At 56.3% G+C, this 15,695-nt stretch carries 14 protein-coding genes; 6 read left to right on the top strand and 8 right to left on the bottom strand.

From position 1 onward, the window contains the following. The first annotated feature begins 121 nt into the window (after positions 1-121). The gene (locus tag DFP90_RS18770) at positions 122-568 is read left to right on the top strand and encodes a hypothetical protein (RefSeq protein WP_115938254.1); all 447 of its coding nucleotides are present in this window, start codon (positions 122-124) and stop codon (positions 566-568) included. Positions 569-700: 132 nt separating this feature from the next. Here the strand turns inward: DFP90_RS18770 and gyrB are convergent, their stop codons facing one another. The 8 genes from gyrB to mutM all read right to left on the bottom strand — a co-directional run bounded on the left by gyrB (position 701) and on the right by mutM (position 10,601). Further along, entirely contained in the window at positions 701-3,136 is a 2,436-nt protein-coding gene (gene gyrB, locus DFP90_RS18765) for a DNA topoisomerase (ATP-hydrolyzing) subunit B (RefSeq protein WP_115938252.1), read from the bottom strand. A gap of 21 nt (positions 3,137-3,157) precedes the next feature. Beyond that, on the bottom strand, positions 3,158-4,330 hold the full coding sequence (recF, locus tag DFP90_RS18760; protein ID WP_245957119.1) for a DNA replication/repair protein RecF: 1,173 nt from the start codon (positions 4,328-4,330) through the stop codon (positions 3,158-3,160). Between the two features lie 6 nt (positions 4,331-4,336). Then, positions 4,337-5,452: a DNA polymerase III subunit beta gene (dnaN, locus tag DFP90_RS18755; RefSeq protein WP_115938250.1), complete on the bottom strand. Its 1,116-nt coding sequence runs from the start codon at positions 5,450-5,452 to the stop codon at positions 4,337-4,339. A gap of 548 nt (positions 5,453-6,000) precedes the next feature. Further along, on the bottom strand, positions 6,001-7,356 hold the full coding sequence (gene dnaA / locus DFP90_RS18750; protein WP_115938287.1) for a chromosomal replication initiator protein DnaA: 1,356 nt from the start codon (positions 7,354-7,356) through the stop codon (positions 6,001-6,003). Between the two features lie 738 nt (positions 7,357-8,094). Further along, positions 8,095-8,355 (bottom strand): 30S ribosomal protein S20, encoded by a 261-nt coding sequence (gene rpsT / locus DFP90_RS18745; protein ID WP_115938248.1) that lies wholly within the window; start codon positions 8,353-8,355, stop codon positions 8,095-8,097. A gap of 115 nt (positions 8,356-8,470) precedes the next feature. Then, positions 8,471-9,247 carry an enoyl-CoA hydratase gene (locus DFP90_RS18740; RefSeq protein ID WP_115938246.1) on the bottom strand — a complete coding sequence of 259 codons (777 nt, stop codon included), beginning with the start codon at positions 9,245-9,247 and terminating at the stop codon, positions 8,471-8,473. Between the two features lie 71 nt (positions 9,248-9,318). Beyond that, positions 9,319-9,699, bottom strand: coding sequence for a hypothetical protein (locus DFP90_RS18735; protein ID WP_147301061.1), 381 nt, complete (start codon positions 9,697-9,699; stop codon positions 9,319-9,321). Between the two features lie 14 nt (positions 9,700-9,713). Then, on the bottom strand, positions 9,714-10,601 hold the full coding sequence (mutM, locus tag DFP90_RS18730) for a bifunctional DNA-formamidopyrimidine glycosylase/DNA-(apurinic or apyrimidinic site) lyase (protein ID WP_115938242.1): 888 nt from the start codon (positions 10,599-10,601) through the stop codon (positions 9,714-9,716). 117 nt (positions 10,602-10,718) lie between these two features. Here mutM and ubiE point away from each other — a divergent pair, with 117 nt between their 5' ends. The 5 genes from ubiE to DFP90_RS18705 all read left to right on the top strand — a co-directional run bounded on the left by ubiE (position 10,719) and on the right by DFP90_RS18705 (position 15,604). Continuing rightward, positions 10,719-11,492, top strand: coding sequence for a bifunctional demethylmenaquinone methyltransferase/2-methoxy-6-polyprenyl-1,4-benzoquinol methylase UbiE (gene ubiE, locus DFP90_RS18725; RefSeq protein ID WP_115938285.1), 774 nt, complete (start codon positions 10,719-10,721; stop codon positions 11,490-11,492). A 42-nt stretch (positions 11,493-11,534) separates the two neighbouring features. Next, complete coding sequence (ubiB, locus tag DFP90_RS18720) at positions 11,535-13,082, top strand: 2-polyprenylphenol 6-hydroxylase (RefSeq protein ID WP_115938240.1); 1,548 nt, start codon at positions 11,535-11,537, stop codon at positions 13,080-13,082. Positions 13,083-13,372: 290 nt separating this feature from the next. Then, positions 13,373-14,620, top strand: coding sequence for a bifunctional phosphopantothenoylcysteine decarboxylase/phosphopantothenate--cysteine ligase CoaBC (coaBC, locus tag DFP90_RS18715; RefSeq protein ID WP_115938238.1), 1,248 nt, complete (start codon positions 13,373-13,375; stop codon positions 14,618-14,620). Positions 14,621-14,660: 40 nt separating this feature from the next. Next, the gene (dut, locus tag DFP90_RS18710; protein WP_115938236.1) at positions 14,661-15,119 is read left to right on the top strand and encodes a dUTP diphosphatase; all 459 of its coding nucleotides are present in this window, start codon (positions 14,661-14,663) and stop codon (positions 15,117-15,119) included. 32 nt (positions 15,120-15,151) lie between these two features. Further along, the gene (locus DFP90_RS18705; RefSeq protein WP_115938234.1) at positions 15,152-15,604 is read left to right on the top strand and encodes an RrF2 family transcriptional regulator; all 453 of its coding nucleotides are present in this window, start codon (positions 15,152-15,154) and stop codon (positions 15,602-15,604) included. The last annotated feature ends 91 nt before the right edge of the window (positions 15,605-15,695 follow it).

Here is a 15,695-nt window from a genome sequence, read left to right as displayed (position 1 = left end):
ATCTGTTCTTCGCTAAATCGACTGCGCTTCATGTCCGTCTCCTTTTATTGGACGGACTCTACTCATTTTTGGAGGAGTTTTAAGGGCTCACGTCAATGGTAGTTGCCGTGGAGAAGTGGTTTTGACGGTTGCCTATTCGCCACCTGTTGAGCCTAGGTTTGGCGCTGAGGCTGTACGTGTTTGCTTGGATGCTGCACTACAGCAGGAGCAACAGAACGGGCGTTGGAATGGAATTCTCAAACAGGAAGGGCTTGATGAGCATGCTGATGCCCACTCTTATGAGATAGATTTGGTGAAAAACGGAAAGAAGTGGAGTCCGATCCAAAAGTCGCGTGCGCGCCTCCGCGGTAAAGGCCACTCTTCAAACTTCAGACTTCATGTAGGGTATTTGGAGAGGGGTGATTTTGATATGCCATTAGATGGGATTCCTTTTACCGTAGTACTAACCATCAGGGATAATGAAGGCGTTGCACCTGTGTATAACGATGCGCGTCAATCGCTAATAAGTCTGACGCAAGCTGAGTTGCAGGACATTACCATCGCACAGCAACTAAGAGTTCGCCCGTAATTGTATAAATGCGGTTCTTAAGATGATTATCCCCGGCCATTTGGCCGGGGGTTCTCATTTTATGTGTCACAAAATTCGCATTTTATGAGTCAAGTTTCTCAAGTTATGAGTCATTTAACAACAAAAATCAGATCAAACGTCCAGGTTGGCCACTTTCAAGGCGTTATCCTGGATAAATTCGCGTCGGGGTTCGACCACATCGCCCATCAGCGTGGAGAAGATGGTCTCCGCCTCGTCTGATTGTTCCACCTTCACCTGCAGCAGGGTGCGGGCATCCGGATCCAGCGTGGTTTCCCAGAGCTGGTCCGGGTTCATCTCACCAAGGCCTTTATAGCGCTGCACGGCCAGGCCCTTGCGGCCCTGTTCCATCACGGTGGAAACTAGGCTGACCGGCCCGTTCACGTGAAAATCCTTTTCCTTATATTCCAGCACCGAATGGCTGTTGCCGAAATAGGCGCCGAGATCATCGGCCATGGCTTTCAATTTGATGGATTCCGCGCTGTGCAGAAGCCCGGCGCCAATCTCACAGCGCTGGGTCACACCGCGCAAGGTGCGTTCCAGCAGCAGGCCGCCATCATCGAGCAGGTCGCCGGTCCAGCCGCGCTCTAGCTCATCGGCCAGTTCGTTCAGGCGGGCGGCCAGTTTGTCGGCAGCGGCCTGCGCGGCGGTTTCGTCGTCAGTGAGAGAGGGGTCCAGAACACCGACCACGGCGGCCTGTTCCACCACATGGGCATTGCCGGTCTTGCGGGCCAATGGCTCCAGGAATTTGGCGGCGTCGCGTGCCTGTTCGACCACGGCATGAAGACCCTGGCCGGTATGCTGGGCGCCGTCGGCCCCGGTGAAGCGGGCGGCGGCGACCACATTGCCGATCAGGTATTTTTCCATGGCCGGATCGTCTTTCAGATAGACCACTTCATTGCCGCGCTTGGCCTGATAAAGGGGCGGCTGGGCAATATAGACATAGCCGCGCTCGATCAGTTCGGGCATCTGACGGTAGAAGAAGGTGAGCAGCAGGGTCCGGATGTGCGAACCGTCTACGTCCGCATCGGTCATGATGATGATCTTGTGATAGCGCGCTTTTTCGATGTTGAAATCATCACGCCCAATCCCGGTGCCCAGCGCCGTGATGATGGTGCCGATCTCCTGAGAGGAAAGCATCTTGTCAAAGCGCGCACGTTCCACGTTGAGAATCTTACCACGCAACGGCAGAATCGCCTGGAATTTCCGGTCGCGGCCCTGTTTGGCGGAGCCGCCGGCGGAATCACCCTCCACCAGGAACATTTCGGCCTTGGTGGCATCACGTTCCTGGCAATCCGCCAGCTTGCCGGGCAGGGAGGAGATATCCAAAGCCCCCTTGCGCCGGGTCAGCTCACGTGCTTTCCGGGCGGCTTCGCGGGCGGCGGCGGCTTCAACCACCTTCTGCACCACCTTGCGGGCTTCCTGGGGATGTTCCTCGAACCATTCCGCCAGCTTTTCATTGACGATGTTTTCCACAACGGGCCGCACTTCCGATGAAACCAGCTTATCCTTGGTCTGGCTGGAAAATTTCGGATCCGGCACCTTCACGGACAGGACGCAGGTCAGGCCTTCGCGTGCGTCATCACCGCCCAGGCTCACCTTTTCTTTTTTCGCCAGGCCCGAATTGGCAGCGTAATTATTGATCTGACGGGTGAGCGCCGCGCGGAAACCCGCGATATGGGTGCCGCCGTCACGCTGCGGGATATTGTTGGTGAAGCAGAGTGTGTTTTCGTGATAGCTGTCGGTCCATTCCATGGCGATATCGACGGTGATGCCGTCTTTTTCCCCATGCATGGCAATAACCGGTTGATGCAACGCCTGTTTGGATTTGTCGAGCCAGTCGACAAAGGCCTGGATGCCGCCTTCATAGAGAAGGTCGGTCACCACCGGTTCGGGGTGGCGGGCATCGGTCAGCAGGATATGGACACCGCTATTCAGGAATGCCAGTTCGCGCAGGCGGTGTTCCAAAGTGGAAAAGCTGAATTCCGTCATGGTGAAGGTGTCTTTGGACGGCAGGAAGGTGACTTCCGTGCCGCTTTCATCGCCGCATTCGCCGGTGATGGTCAGGGGGCCGTTGGCATCGCCATGGGAGAAGGACATCTCGTGGACCTGGCCATTGCGTTTGATCTTGAGCTTCAACAGCACGGAAAGCGCATTCACAACAGAAACACCGACACCATGGAGGCCGCCGGAGACCTTATAGCTGTTCTGGTCGAATTTCCCGCCGGCATGCAGCTGGGTCATGATCACTTCCGCGGCTGACACGCCTTCTTCATGATGCATGTCGGTCGGAATGCCGCGGCCGTTATCGGTCACGGTCACGGAACCGTCGCCATTCAGGGTCACGGTAACAAGATCGCAATGGCCGGCAAGCGCCTCGTCAATCGCGTTATCCACCACCTCATAAACCATGTGATGCAGGCCGGTGCCGTCATCGGTATCCCCGATATACATGCCCGGCCTTTTGCGCACAGCTTCCAGGCCTTTCAGGACCTTGATGGAGTCCGCGCCATATTCCGCGCTGTTTTCAATGCCGTTTTCATCACTCATGATCTATCGCTCACTAACCGATTAATTATTGTTATCGATACGTTCAATTGTTGCATTTGCCACCCGGAACAGCTGCGCCCGGTCCAGCAAACCTTCAAATACACCCGGTTCCGTGCCGGTCAGCCAGGATTGGCTGTTCAATCCCAACAGGATTTCGAAAAGGGCCGCCCGCCGGTCCGCATCCAGATGGGCCGCCACCTCGTCCAGCAGCAGGATGGGGGCCGTGCCCAATTCTGCTGCTTGCAGTTTCGCATGGGCCAGGACGATGGAAATCAGCAGGGCCTTCTGCTCGCCCGTGGAGCAAAGCGAGGCCTGCATTCCCTTGCCCAGATGGGTAACCTCCAGGTCCGACCGGTGGGGGCCGTGGGCCGCACCGCCGGTTTCCGCATCCCGGCGGCGGTTCTCCTGCAGGGCTTGTTTAAAACGGTCTTCGGTCTGCAAAGCCGGCATCCGGCCCAGCCAGTCTTCCAGGCTCCCGGTCACTGCAACACCGGCGCCGGGAAAGGGGCCATCTGCCTTGCGGCAGACCAGATTGAGACGTTCCGCCATGGTCTTGCGGGCGGCCACAATGGCAATGCCGCGTTCGACCATCTGGGTTTCCAGGGCATCCAGCCAGGCAGCATCCGCCCGGCCTTCCTTTAATAGACGGGACCGTTCCCGCAACGTCTTGTCATAGGCATTCAGGCGGCCCGCATGGGCGGAATCAAACCCGTAGATCAGCCGGTCCAGGAAGCGCCGACGCGCCGAGGCACCCTCCTGGAACAGACCATCCATCTGCGGGGTCAGCCAGACCACATTAACATATTCGCCCAATGCCGCCTGAGACCGGGCATTGGCACCGTTGATCCGCACCAGCCGGCGTTCGCCCTCCGGTTCGCGGCCACTGCCCAGGCTAACCTCACCCATGGTGGACATGACGGTGGCAGACACCGCCCAGGGGCTGTCCCCACCGGCCCGGTCCATCTCTCTGGTCTTGGCCGTGCGCAATCCGCGTCCCGGGGCCAGCATGGATACGGCTTCCAGCAAATTGGTTTTGCCGGCACCGTTTTCCCCGGTGAGCAGGACCGGCCCCTGGTCTACATCCAGACGCGCAGAGACGTAATTCCGGAAATTGGAAAGCGTCAGTTTCTGCACGGCCAGTTTCGGGGCCATGGTCCCTTGCATGTCAACAGATTGCATCGCGGCCAGGGCCATCGCCCCTTAGACCCGCATCGGCATCAGCACGTAAAGAGCGCTGGCGTCTTCTGCGTCGCGCACGATCGTGGGCGAAGACGGGTCCGCCATCACAAATTCGGCGCTGCCGCTTTCGATCAGGGAGGCGATGTCCAGAAGGTAACGGGAGTTAAAGCCGATCTCGATGGTTTCCGCACTGTAATCGATAGCGACTTCCTCGCGCGCGGTGCCGTGGTCCTGGCTGGAGGCAGACAGAGTCATGGAACCCGGCGCAATGCTGATCTTGATCAGGCGGCCTTTTTCGGTGGAGATGGTGGACACACGGTCAACGGCTTCGGCAAAACTTTTGACATCGGCTTGCATCAGCTTGTCGTTGTTGGACGGGATCACACGTTCATAATCCGGGAAGGTGCCGTCGATCAGTTTGGAGGTCAGGATAATGTTGCCAAAGCTGTAACGCACCTTGGTTTCGGACAGGGCAACCTGGATCTCGCTGTCGGTTTCGTCGATCAGCTTGCGCAGTTCCTGGACGGTTTTGCGCGGCACGATGACGCCCGGCATGCCGGAGGCGCCATCCGGGGCCGCGATCTCGACCCGCGCCAGGCGATGGCCGTCGGTGGCGACTGCGCGCAGGACCGCAGGCGACGCATCCGCATTCACATGCATGTAAATCCCGTTCAGGTAATAGCGGGTCTCTTCGGTGGAGATCGCAAACCGGGTGCGGTCGATCAGCAGCTTGGCTTCGGAAGAGGTCAGGGTGAATTCATGGGGCATGTCGCCACCGGTCATGACCGGGAAATCATCGGTGGCCAGGGTCTGGAGGGTGAAGCGGGATCGACCCGCCTGCAGGACCAGCTGGCCTTCGCCGGTCGCGTCCAGATTGACCTGGGCACCGTCGGGCAGCTTGCGCACGATGTCATAAAGCGTATGGGCCGGGGCGGTGGTGGCGCCGGCGGTCTCGATCTCTGCGTCGACTTTCTCGACAACCGCGATATCCATGTCGGTGGCGGTCAGGCTCAGTTTGCCGTCGGCAGCTTCCAGCAGCACATTGGAAAGGATCGGAATGGTATTGCGGCGCTCAACCACACTCTGCACGTGATTGAGGGATTTCAGGAGGGCGGCGCGTTCAATGGTCAGCTTCATGATCTAAAATTTCTCTTTCGTTAACCCCTGTGGCTCTTCCATCGATTTCCGGCAAGAAAGGCCGGAATCAAAATGGCGCACCCCGGATCCGGAATGCCTGAGCCTTGTTGTGCGGATGGCGGAACTGAATTTTCCCTGGAAACACCGTTTTGAAACTGGTGCGAAGAGGGCGAAAACAGACCATTTTCCGCCCCGTTTCCATGGTCCGGTCATGCTGGATTTTCCGGGCTCTGGGAACGGGGGCGGAGTATAACATGTCAGCCCGAAAACCGAAGGAAAAATTAACAAATTTCCTCCGGGAAAAGCTTGGGTTGATCCCTGGCAATATTTGGTGATTAAACTATTGGAAATATTGTAAAAAAATCCAACGACAAATGTAGTTTTCCCATTCGGGAAGAGAGCTGTCTGCATGCAGGTAGTATATGGGATGCATCCAAGCGGCAGAAATGACCGAATCACCCGTTTAAAGGCTGTATTTTTGCGGGAAAAAACAAAGTCCCCCGACCTTGATCCGGGTCGGAGGACTGAAAAAAACGCCTGAGGTGCCTTTAGCCCTCAAGCATGCGCCGCAGCAGTTCCACATCCTCAGCAAAGCTTGAATCGGTGCCTTTCAGCTCGTCAATCTTCTTCACCGCATGCATGACGGTTGTATGATCCCGGCCGCCGAATTTGCGTCCGATCTCGGGCAGCGACCGGGTGGTCAGCTGCTTGGCCAGATACATGGCCACCTGGCGCGGGCGGGCGATGGCCCGGCTGCGCCGCGCGCTGTGCATTTCGGCCAGCTTGATATTGTAATGTTCCGCAACCCGCTTCTGGATCTCTTCAATGGTGATCCGGCGGTCATTGGCACGCAGCAGGTCATGGAGGACCTCCTGAGCGGTTTCCAGAGTGATATCACGCCCCACTAGGCTGGCATAGGCGATGAGCCGGTTCAGAGCGCCTTCCAGTTCGCGGATGTTCGACGTGATTTTGTGGGCCAGGAATTCCATCACCTTGCTGGGGATGGCGCATCCCATTTGTTCCGCCTTGGACTGCAGGATGCCCAGGCGCAGTTCATAGGTCGTGGAATGGATTTCCGCGACAAGGCCCCAGCCGAGACGGGATTTCATCCGGTCTTCAATACCGTCAATTTCGGCGGGCGATTTATCGGCGGAGATCACGACCTGCCGGTTCTGGTCCACCAGCGCGTTGAAAGTGTGGAAAAATTCTTCCTGGGTGCTGTCCTTGCCGGCGATGAACTGGACATCGTCGATCATCAGAACGTCGACCGAGCGGAACTGTTCCTTGAAGGACATGGTGTCTTTGTATCGCAGGGCCCGGATGAACTGATACATGAATTTCTCGGCGCTGAGATAGATGATCTTCTTCTCAGGGCTGGTTTGTTTGATATGCCAGGCAATGGCGTGCATCAGATGGGTTTTGCCGAGGCCGACGCCGCCATAAAGGAAGAGCGGGTTAAACGGAACGGCCTGGGCTTCGGCGACGCGCCGCGCGGCGGCAAAGGCCAGCTCGTTCGGTTTGCCGACAATGAAGCGGTCAAAGGAATAGCGTTCGTCCAGCGGGGCGGAAAAATCCAGGCTCAGGGTCTCTTCGCTGCCGTTGGCGGGTTCCGGTGTCGTCATGACCGGTGTGATTTCGGGCGTGGCCGGGCGGGCGCCGGCATGATCGATCTCGATCGCTTCAATGGCCGGGTTCTCAGAGGTCCAAAGCGTCACAAGCCGGTCGCGATATTGCGACTCAATCCAGTTTCGCATAAAGCGGGTCGGTACCCGGAGGCGCACGATGCCATTGTCAATGGAATCAAATGTGAGCGGTTTCAGCCAACTCTTATAGGCGGTTTCACCGTATTCTGCTCTTAACCTTGCCCTGATACGTGCCCATTGGGCGGATACTTTATCACTCATGTCCTCGCTTGTATTCGCAACCACAGACATTAATTGCCCCTATATCCTTGGTATGCCGTTCCCCGATGGATGTCCTCGACACCGGGGCCGCGCGATATACCGCGCGGCGGCCTGTTGAAAAAATTTATCCCGCCGGCTGAATGCCCATCCAAACGGGGATGCGCCGTCAGCCGTTCAATCGCGAATTGCCTTTCCGGGTGATCAGGGTGCGCCAGCACCCCCTGCGTCACGGCACATAGAAAAACAAACTCAACTGGGCGAATAAAGGATAGACACAAACTTCTTTCCTTCGTAACGCCCAAGTAAACGCCACGTTGCCAGAACAAATCTTCTTCGACACGAGATGTAATTCGGAGCAGAGTATTTCAATTTAACTTGCCGATTACTCAAAGTACCGATTCAGATACTCACACTACACCTGTGAGTTTTTATGTATATTATTGCTTGGGACTCCCCAGTACCCGTGCATTGACAACTTTACTCATCCGCCGGTTTGCGCGCAAGAAGACAAAATGTCGATTCGGGCAAATAAATTCATTGACAATTATCCACAGGCGGATTCTTGCATTTCTGCCATTATTCCGGCTGTGAAACAATGATGCGGCGCGGCGTGGGGGTAAGTGTTTGATCTGTTGGTGAGAGCTCGCGGCAGGCACGCAAAAAGGCCGCTATCCGTGCGGATGCGGCCTTTTTGTGTCTCGCAGATGCGAGGAAATCTGTGCCTGGTATCAGGTCAGATTAGAGCGCTTTAACGGCAGCAGACAGGCGGCTGATCTTGCGGGAAGCCGTGTTCTTTGCCAATACACCCTTGGTCACGCCACGATGCAGTTCCGGCATTGCAGCGCGGAATGCGGTTTCAGCGGCGGCCTTGTCACCAGCGTTGATCGCGGTTTCGACCTGGCGGACGAAGGTGCGGATACGGCTGATGCGATCGCGGTTGCGAGCGGTGCGCGTCTTAATCTGACGAATACGTTTCTTGGCTGATTGAATGTTAGCCATAGTTTCCAATTCCGTTTCTAGCGTTTTAGCTGAGCAGGCGGGCTTATACGGCCCTTTCAAGACCGCGTCAACCCCGCCGGCGACTCATTTTTCAAGAATCTTGAGGCCGGGCCGTTCAGCGATGGTTAAATTTTGGGGACCGTTTTTCTGCGAAGGCCTGCATGCCTTCCTTCTGGTCCTCGGTGGCAAAAGTTGCATGGAAGGTCCTGCGCTCAAAGCGAAGCCCTTCGGCCAGGGTGGTTTCATAGGCCCGGTTGACGGATTCCTTGGCCGTGAAAACGATCGGCCTTGACAGATCTGCAATCTTGGCGGCCGTCTTGATGGCTTCGTCTTTCAATTCCTCCAACGGCACAATGCGGCTGACCAAACCGGCGCGCTCGGCTTCCTCCGCATCCATGATGCGACCGGTCAGCACCATCTCCATCGCCTTGGATTTACCGACATAGCGCGGCAGGCGCTGGGTGCCGCCCGCGCCCGGGATTGTGCCGATTGTGATTTCGGGCTGGCCGAATTTGGCATTATCCGCCGCCAGGATGAAGTCGCACATCATGGCGAATTCACAACCGCCACCAAGCGCATATCCGGCAACGGCTGCAATGATCGGCTTGCGGCAGGTGGTGATCACTTCCCAGCCGTTGGTGATGAAATCTTCCAGATAGACATCCATGTAGGATTTGTCGGCCATTTCCTTGATGTCGGCGCCGGCGGCAAAAGCTTTTTCGGAGCCGGTCAGCACGATGGCGCCAATCTCGTTGTTGGCTTCCATGTCATTAAGGGCGGAGCCCACTTCCCGGACCAGATCGGTGCACAGGGCATTCAGCGCTTTGGGCCGGTTCAATGTGATGACGCCCACGTTATCATGGGTTTCCACCAGAATATGTTCGTAAGCCATGCCTAATCCTGCTCCCTATGGCGTGTTCGAATGAGATGATTGGTCTCAGGCCGCGGATTTAACCGCACCTCTTAAAGCGGCGCAAGGGTGAAGCGCACCGAAAGATTGCTCTGATCATCAAAGAAATCGATTGAGAGTTGTTCGTTTTCCCGCTGGAAGCGCTGCCGGGTTACCGGTTGCCACCCCATTTCGGGTAGGGTTGCGCCGTAAAATTCAAGGACGCTTTCCGGGGCCAAAGGGCCGGTGGCATATACTTCAACGATCCGGCCCGATGGCGAGTCAAAAACCACGGTGCCTTCTTCATCAACGATAAGCCCGCTTTGGACAGGCACATCCTCAAAACCGGGTAAAAAACCTTCCGCAGCGTCCTGCGCCCGAAGGGGGGCGGCAGTGATGGCCAAAAGGAAAAGAGCGGTTAAAAGGCGGGTGATCAGAAGGGGGTTCATCATCATGGTGGGCAGCATGCCTATCTTTGATGGCGAGGGCAATAGAAACTGGACCGGTTTGACTGGACAATCCGATGGATCACGCCATCGCACCCCTCCCTGCTGCAGGGGCTTCCCTCGCGGTCGTAAACATCGAAACTATGCTGAAAGTAGCCAAGCTCGCCATCGGCTTGGCGATAATCTTTCAGGGATGAGCCGCCCGCCGCGATTGCCTGGGTCAGGATCTCTTTGATATGGGGCACCAATTCACCCAGCTTTTTGCCCGAAATATCGCCAGCCAGCCTTTTGGGCGAAATGCCGGCGCGCCAAAGCGCTTCACAGACATATATATTGCCGAGACCGGCCACCACTTTCTGGTCCAGCAAAGCGGTTTTCACATTGCTCTTCCGCCCGGCCCAGATCTTTTTCAGATGCCCGGGGCTGAAATCCTCGCTCAAGGGTTCCGGGCCAAGGGGGGCCAGGCTTGGATGGCTGCCCAGGCCACCTGGCGCAATCAGGTCCATGAAGCCGAAACGACGCGGGTCATTGTAAACCACCACAGTGCCGTCTTCCATGGTGAAGACCACATGGTCATGTTTCTCGGCCTTTTGCCAGCCGCTGTTATGCCCGGTCTGGGCGCTGCTGGCGATGCCGGGGCCGGCGGATGCCGTCTGCGCCGGATGGATGGTGAAGCGGCCAGACATGCCCAGATGCACCATCAGATGGCTGTCATCATCCAGCCTGGCCAGCATGTATTTCGCCCGCCGCCTGATCGCTTCGATCCGCCGTCCCTGAAGGTGGAGGGTGAAATTTTCTGGAAAGGGAAAGCGCAGGTCGGGCCGGTTCTGGGCGACATGGTTGATCCTGCGGCCTTCCATGAAAGGGGCCAGTCCGCGGCAGACAGTTTCGACTTCGGGCAATTCGGGCATGGTCAGATCTAATAAGAGAAGGTTGAAACGGAGTGAGATTGGTTGGCCCGTGCGGCCGCTTGACGCGGCATCTCTAAAGACTGGTCAAGGGGCTTGGGCTCAGTTATGTTCGCGGCCATGACAAACGCGCATCAAGATAATCACGATTCACCGGACCATAAAACCGTTTCCTTCGGTTTCACGGAAGTCGCATCTGACGAAAAGCAGGGGCTGGTCCAGGGAGTCTTTGAATCGGTCGCGGGCAATTATGATCTGATGAATGATCTGATGTCCGGCGGCATCCACCGGCTTTGGAAAAACACCCTGATCGACATGCTCAAGCCGCGCAGTGACATGCGTCTTTTGGATGTGGCGGGCGGCACCGGGGATATTGCCTTCCGGTTCCTGCGGGCCGGCGGCGGCCATGTGACGGTCTGTGATCTGACCGAAGGCATGGTCCGTGTCGGGCGTGACCGGGCCATTGATCAGAATATCTTGGGCGGGGTAGATTGGTCCGTTGGCGATGCGCAGCGCCTGCCATTGCCGGACAATTCTGTTGATGCCTATACCATTGCCTTTGGGTTGCGCAACGTCACCGAACCGCAGATGGCGTTGGCAGAGGCTTTTCGGGTGTTGAAACCCGGCGGGCGCTTCCTCTGCCTTGAATTTTCTCATGTGGTCCTGCCGGTTTTTGACAAAATCTATGACGAATATTCTTTCCGCCTCCTGCCGCATATCGGCTCGATTGTCGCGGGTGACAAAGAATCCTATGTGTATCTGGTGGAAAGCATCCGCCGTTTCCCGCCGCAAAAGAAGCTGGAAGCGATGATGCGTGACGCCGGTTTTGACATGGTAAGCCACCGGAACCTGTCCGGGGGTATCGCCGCCATCCATTCCGGCTGGCGGATTTAAAGACACTCTTTTTGGACATATTTGGGACGGCGACGGAAATCGATGCTGAACGGGTTGAAGAATACCATCCGGCTCTTGGCCATTGTCCGAACGCTGGCTCGACAGGATGCGCTATGGCCGCTTGAACAGGCCGGGGCGTCAAAACTGGCCCTGATGCCCGTGAAGATCCTATGGCGTAGGAAGCGCCAGGGGCGGTCGGGCGAAAAACTGGCCAATGCGCTGACCGATCTGGGGCCGACCTTCATCAAACTGGGCCAGGCCCTTTCCGTCCGGTCAGATTTGGTGGGCGAGCGCGTTGCCGAGGATCTGGCTCGATTGCAGGACAGCCTGCCGCCTTTTGCATATGAAACCGCAAAAGCCACCGTCGAGCGTGAGCTGGGCGAACCGCTGGACGCGCTTTTTGCCGAGTTTGCCAAGGAACCGGTGGCCGCGGCCTCGATCGCCCAGGTCCATAAGGCGCAAACCACGGATGGCCGGCAGGTTGCGGTCAAGATCCTGCGGCCGGATGTTGAGAAACGCTTTGACCAGGATGTGGCGCTGTTTTTCTGGTTGGCCGGGCTGGGCGAGCGGTTTTTCCCGAAACTCAAGCGGCTGCGTCTTTCCGAGGTGGTGCAGACTTTCCATGAATGGGTGCTGGTGGAGATGGACCTTCGCCTGGAAGCCGCTGCGGCGAGCGAGCTGGCGGAAAACTGTGCCGAGGATGAAGGCTTCCGGGTGCCCGAGGTGGATTGGGACCGTACCGCCAAGCGGGTTTTATGCACCGAATGGGTCACCGGGCTTCGTATTGATGATCTGGAAGGCTTGCGGGCCGCAGGGCATGATGTGGAAAAAGTTTTGGAGCATTCGGCCCGGATTTTCTTCCTGCAGGTGTTCCGGGACGGGTTTTTCCATGCTGATATCCATCCCGGCAATATGTTCGTGGATGAAAACGGCATCCTGACACCGGTGGATTTCGGCATCATGGGTCGGGTTGACTGGCCTACAAGGCTGTTCCTGGCGGATATGCTGATCGGATTTCTGCAGCGTGACTATCGCAAAGTGTCGGATGTGCATTTCGACATGGGGGTGGTGCCGCCCCATAAATCACGCGACGCCTTCACCCAGGCGCTCAGGGCCATTGGCGAACCGCTGCTGGGCAAGCCATTGAATGAAATCAGCCTTGGTCGTCTTCTGGCCCATCTGTTCCAGACCACGGAAGATTTCGACATGGAGACCCAGCCGGATCTCCTGTTGCTGCAAAAGACGATGGTGGTTGCCGAAGGGGTCGGGCGGAAACTAAATCCCAAAGTCAATATGTGGATGTTGGCCCAGCCCCTGATTGAGGATTGGATGATTGCCAACCGCGGTCCCGAGGCGCAGTTGCGCCAGGCGGCGATCGATGGCAAGAATTTGATCATGCGGCTGCCGGGGATGCTGGAAAAAGCGGATAGGGCGCTGGCGTTAATGGAGCGCATCGAAGCCGGAGGTGGCAACGACCATCGCGGAATATGGGGAAAACGCCCGAATTCTGCGGGGAATGGTGTGAAATTGGTGACCGGGTTCTCTTTGGTAACTGCGATAGCAGCCTTGTCGCTGGTTCTTTTCCAATAAACATACCAAATATCCGGATCTGGAGCTGAATTTCTTTCTTAATTTATTGATATAAAACAATATACAATAACTTCATTTGTAGTTATATTTCAGCTGAATAGCATGAGAATGAATCGCTCATGGCATGAAAAACTGCGTTTAAAGTTAAAATTTTAATAAATAATCCGCTTTCAAACAGACTTTTCAAATTTCCGATCGTGGGGGTGCATTTCCTGATTGCCTTTTTGGGGGTTTCAGGTAAATCTACAATCGACTTATGTGAATAAATCGATACCCCAGGAATGTGGTGCATGACCAAAAATAAGCGCATCCTGTTAATCATCTCCGGCGGCATTGCCGCCTATAAGACCTTGGACCTAATTCGCCGTATGCGCGAGTGCGGCTATTCCGTGCGCGCCATTTTGACGAAAGCCGGAGCGGAATTTGTCACGCCTTTGTCGGTTTCCTCCCTGACGGAGGATAAAGTCTATGGAGAGTTGTTTTCCCTGACCGATGAATCGGAAATGGGCCATATCCAACTCTCCCGGGATGCGGATCTTCTGGTGGTGGCGCCGGCCAGTGCCGACCTGATTGCCAAGATGGCCAATGGTCTTTGCAATGATCTGGCAAGTACCGCCCTGTTGGCGACTGACAAACCCGTCATGATTGTGCCGGCAATGAATGTGCGCATGTGGCAACATCCGGCCACACAAGCCAATATCAAAACTTTGTCGGCACGGGGCGTAATCCAGGTTGGGCCCGCAGAAGGCGCAATGGCCTGTGGTGAGTTTGGCATGGGACGGATGAGTGAGCCCATGGAGATTTTGGAGGCAGTAAACCGCCACTTCCAAATCGTATCGATTTCAAAACAACACAGTGATATAAATAAAAAAGCGTTGGTAACCTCGGGACCGACCCATGAGCCTATTGATCCCGTTCGCTACATCGCCAACCGGTCATCCGGGCGCCAGGGACATGCGATAGCCGCTGCTTTGGCAGCGCGTGGCATCGAAACGACCTTGGTCAGCGGGCCAACTGATCTACCGGATCCAAAAGGGGTCAATGTGATCAGGGTTGAGTCTGCCGAGCAGATGTTGTCAGCCTGCAATGATCAACTTCCGATAGATGTCGCCATCTGTGCTGCGGCGGTGGCTGATTGGCGGGTGAAAGATGCTGGATCGCAGAAAATGAAGAAAGAAACCGGTGGCCTGCCCACTCTCGAATTGGTGGAAAATCCGGACATTTTACACGCGATATCATCGAGAAAAAAACAGCGCCCTGATCTGGTGGTTGGTTTCGCAGCCGAAACGGAAAATGTGGTCAAAAATGCTACGGCGAAAAGGCTCCGCAAAGGTTGTGATTGGATATTGGCCAATGATGTCTCGATCGGTACGGGTACCTTCGGTGGGGAAAAAAACGCCATCCATTTTATCACCGATGATGGCTGCGAGGATTGGCCGCATATGACAAAGCAAGCGGTGGCGGAACGATTGGTGGATTCAATTGTCAGCCATTTTTCCGTACCGGGAAAAGATAAGAATTCAGAAGCGGCGGAATAACTGCTTTTGCAGGTAACCCACAAGATCAAGGGGATCATGAATGACACAGACACTAAAGATAGCGATCACACGAACCAATCATGGTATCGGGCTTGATCTGCCATCCTATGCGACCGCCGGGTCTGCCGGTGCTGACTTGCTAGCGGCAATCCCGGACAGCCATGTGATCCATCCCGGCAAGCGGGCATTGATCCCAACCGGCATCAGCATCGCGTTGCCGGAAGGGTATGAGGCGCAGGTCCGCCCCCGTTCCGGACTTGCGCTGCGTGAAGGGATCACCTGTGTCAATGCGCCGGGCACCATCGATGCGGATTATCGTGGCGAGGTTGGGGTGATCCTGATCAATCATGGGGAAGAAGATTTCGTGGTGACCCGGGGTATGCGCATCGCACAGATGCTGATTGCGCCGGTGATCCAGGCAGAATGGGATCTGGTGAAGGAACTGCCCGAAACCGTGCGGGGTGCGGGCGGGTTCGGTTCCACCGGAACCCACGGTTAAACATGTATTCATGAAGTGAAGGCCGTAACGGTATGAGACTGACCAAAAAACTGATGTTTGCGATCGAGGCGGTGCTGGATATCGCCTATCATGCATCCGACCTGCCGGTTCAAAGCAAGGAAATCGCAGAGCGCCAGGGCATCCCGCGCCGCTATCTGGAGCAGGTTCTGCAGAATCTGGTCCGGTCCGACATTCTACGCGGTGTGCGTGGGCCACGCGGCGGTTATCGCCTGGCTCGGGAACGGCGCAATATATCGGTGGCGGATATTGTCCGGGTTGTCCAGGAGATGGATGGCGCGATGGATCCCCTGACTGATCCCGCCGGATCGGAGCTGGGCCATGCGGTCCTGCGTCCGCTCTGGCAGGAGTTGGAGGATCAGGCCCTGGTGAAATTGGGGGAAACCAGCATCGAGGATCTGTGTAAATCCGCCCAGAAGGCTGGTATCGAAAGCCAGAACCAGACGACCTTTGACTTTATGATCTGAGAAATAGCCCGACCCGGCTTCAAAAGCGGCGGGGTCGGTATTATGTGAAGATGGATAATCCCGCCCGCTTCCGATCAAAACGGACAGGACG

Source organism: Aestuariispira insulae (assembly GCF_003385955.1).
Classification (GTDB): domain Bacteria; phylum Pseudomonadota; class Alphaproteobacteria; order UBA8366; family Aestuariispiraceae; genus Aestuariispira; species Aestuariispira insulae.
Note: the sequence above shows the minus strand (reverse complement) of the source record. Positions and strands in the feature narration are given on the sequence as shown.

Excerpts from the sequence above, each read along its gene's own strand:
- gyrB (WP_115938252.1), bottom strand. The coding sequence starts at position 3,136 with ATGAGTGATGAAAACGGCATTGAAAACAGCGCGGAATATGGCGCGGAC.
- recF (WP_245957119.1), bottom strand. The coding sequence starts at position 4,330 with ATGGCCCTGGCCGCGATGCAATCTGTTGACATGCAAGGGACCATGGCC.
- dnaN (WP_115938250.1), bottom strand. The coding sequence starts at position 5,452 with ATGAAGCTGACCATTGAACGCGCCGCCCTCCTGAAATCCCTCAATCAC.
- dnaA (WP_115938287.1), bottom strand. The coding sequence starts at position 7,356 with ATGAGTGATAAAGTATCCGCCCAATGGGCACGTATCAGGGCAAGGTTA.
- rpsT (WP_115938248.1), bottom strand. The coding sequence starts at position 8,355 with ATGGCTAACATTCAATCAGCCAAGAAACGTATTCGTCAGATTAAGACG.
- DFP90_RS18740 (WP_115938246.1), bottom strand. The coding sequence starts at position 9,247 with ATGGCTTACGAACATATTCTGGTGGAAACCCATGATAACGTGGGCGTC.
- DFP90_RS18735 (WP_147301061.1), bottom strand. The coding sequence starts at position 9,699 with ATGATGATGAACCCCCTTCTGATCACCCGCCTTTTAACCGCTCTTTTC.
- mutM (WP_115938242.1), bottom strand. The coding sequence starts at position 10,601 with ATGCCCGAATTGCCCGAAGTCGAAACTGTCTGCCGCGGACTGGCCCCT.
- ubiE (WP_115938285.1), top strand. The coding sequence starts at position 10,719 with ATGACAAACGCGCATCAAGATAATCACGATTCACCGGACCATAAAACC.
- ubiB (WP_115938240.1), top strand. The coding sequence starts at position 11,535 with ATGCTGAACGGGTTGAAGAATACCATCCGGCTCTTGGCCATTGTCCGA.
- coaBC (WP_115938238.1), top strand. The coding sequence starts at position 13,373 with ATGACCAAAAATAAGCGCATCCTGTTAATCATCTCCGGCGGCATTGCC.
- dut (WP_115938236.1), top strand. The coding sequence starts at position 14,661 with ATGACACAGACACTAAAGATAGCGATCACACGAACCAATCATGGTATC.
- DFP90_RS18705 (WP_115938234.1), top strand. The coding sequence starts at position 15,152 with ATGAGACTGACCAAAAAACTGATGTTTGCGATCGAGGCGGTGCTGGAT.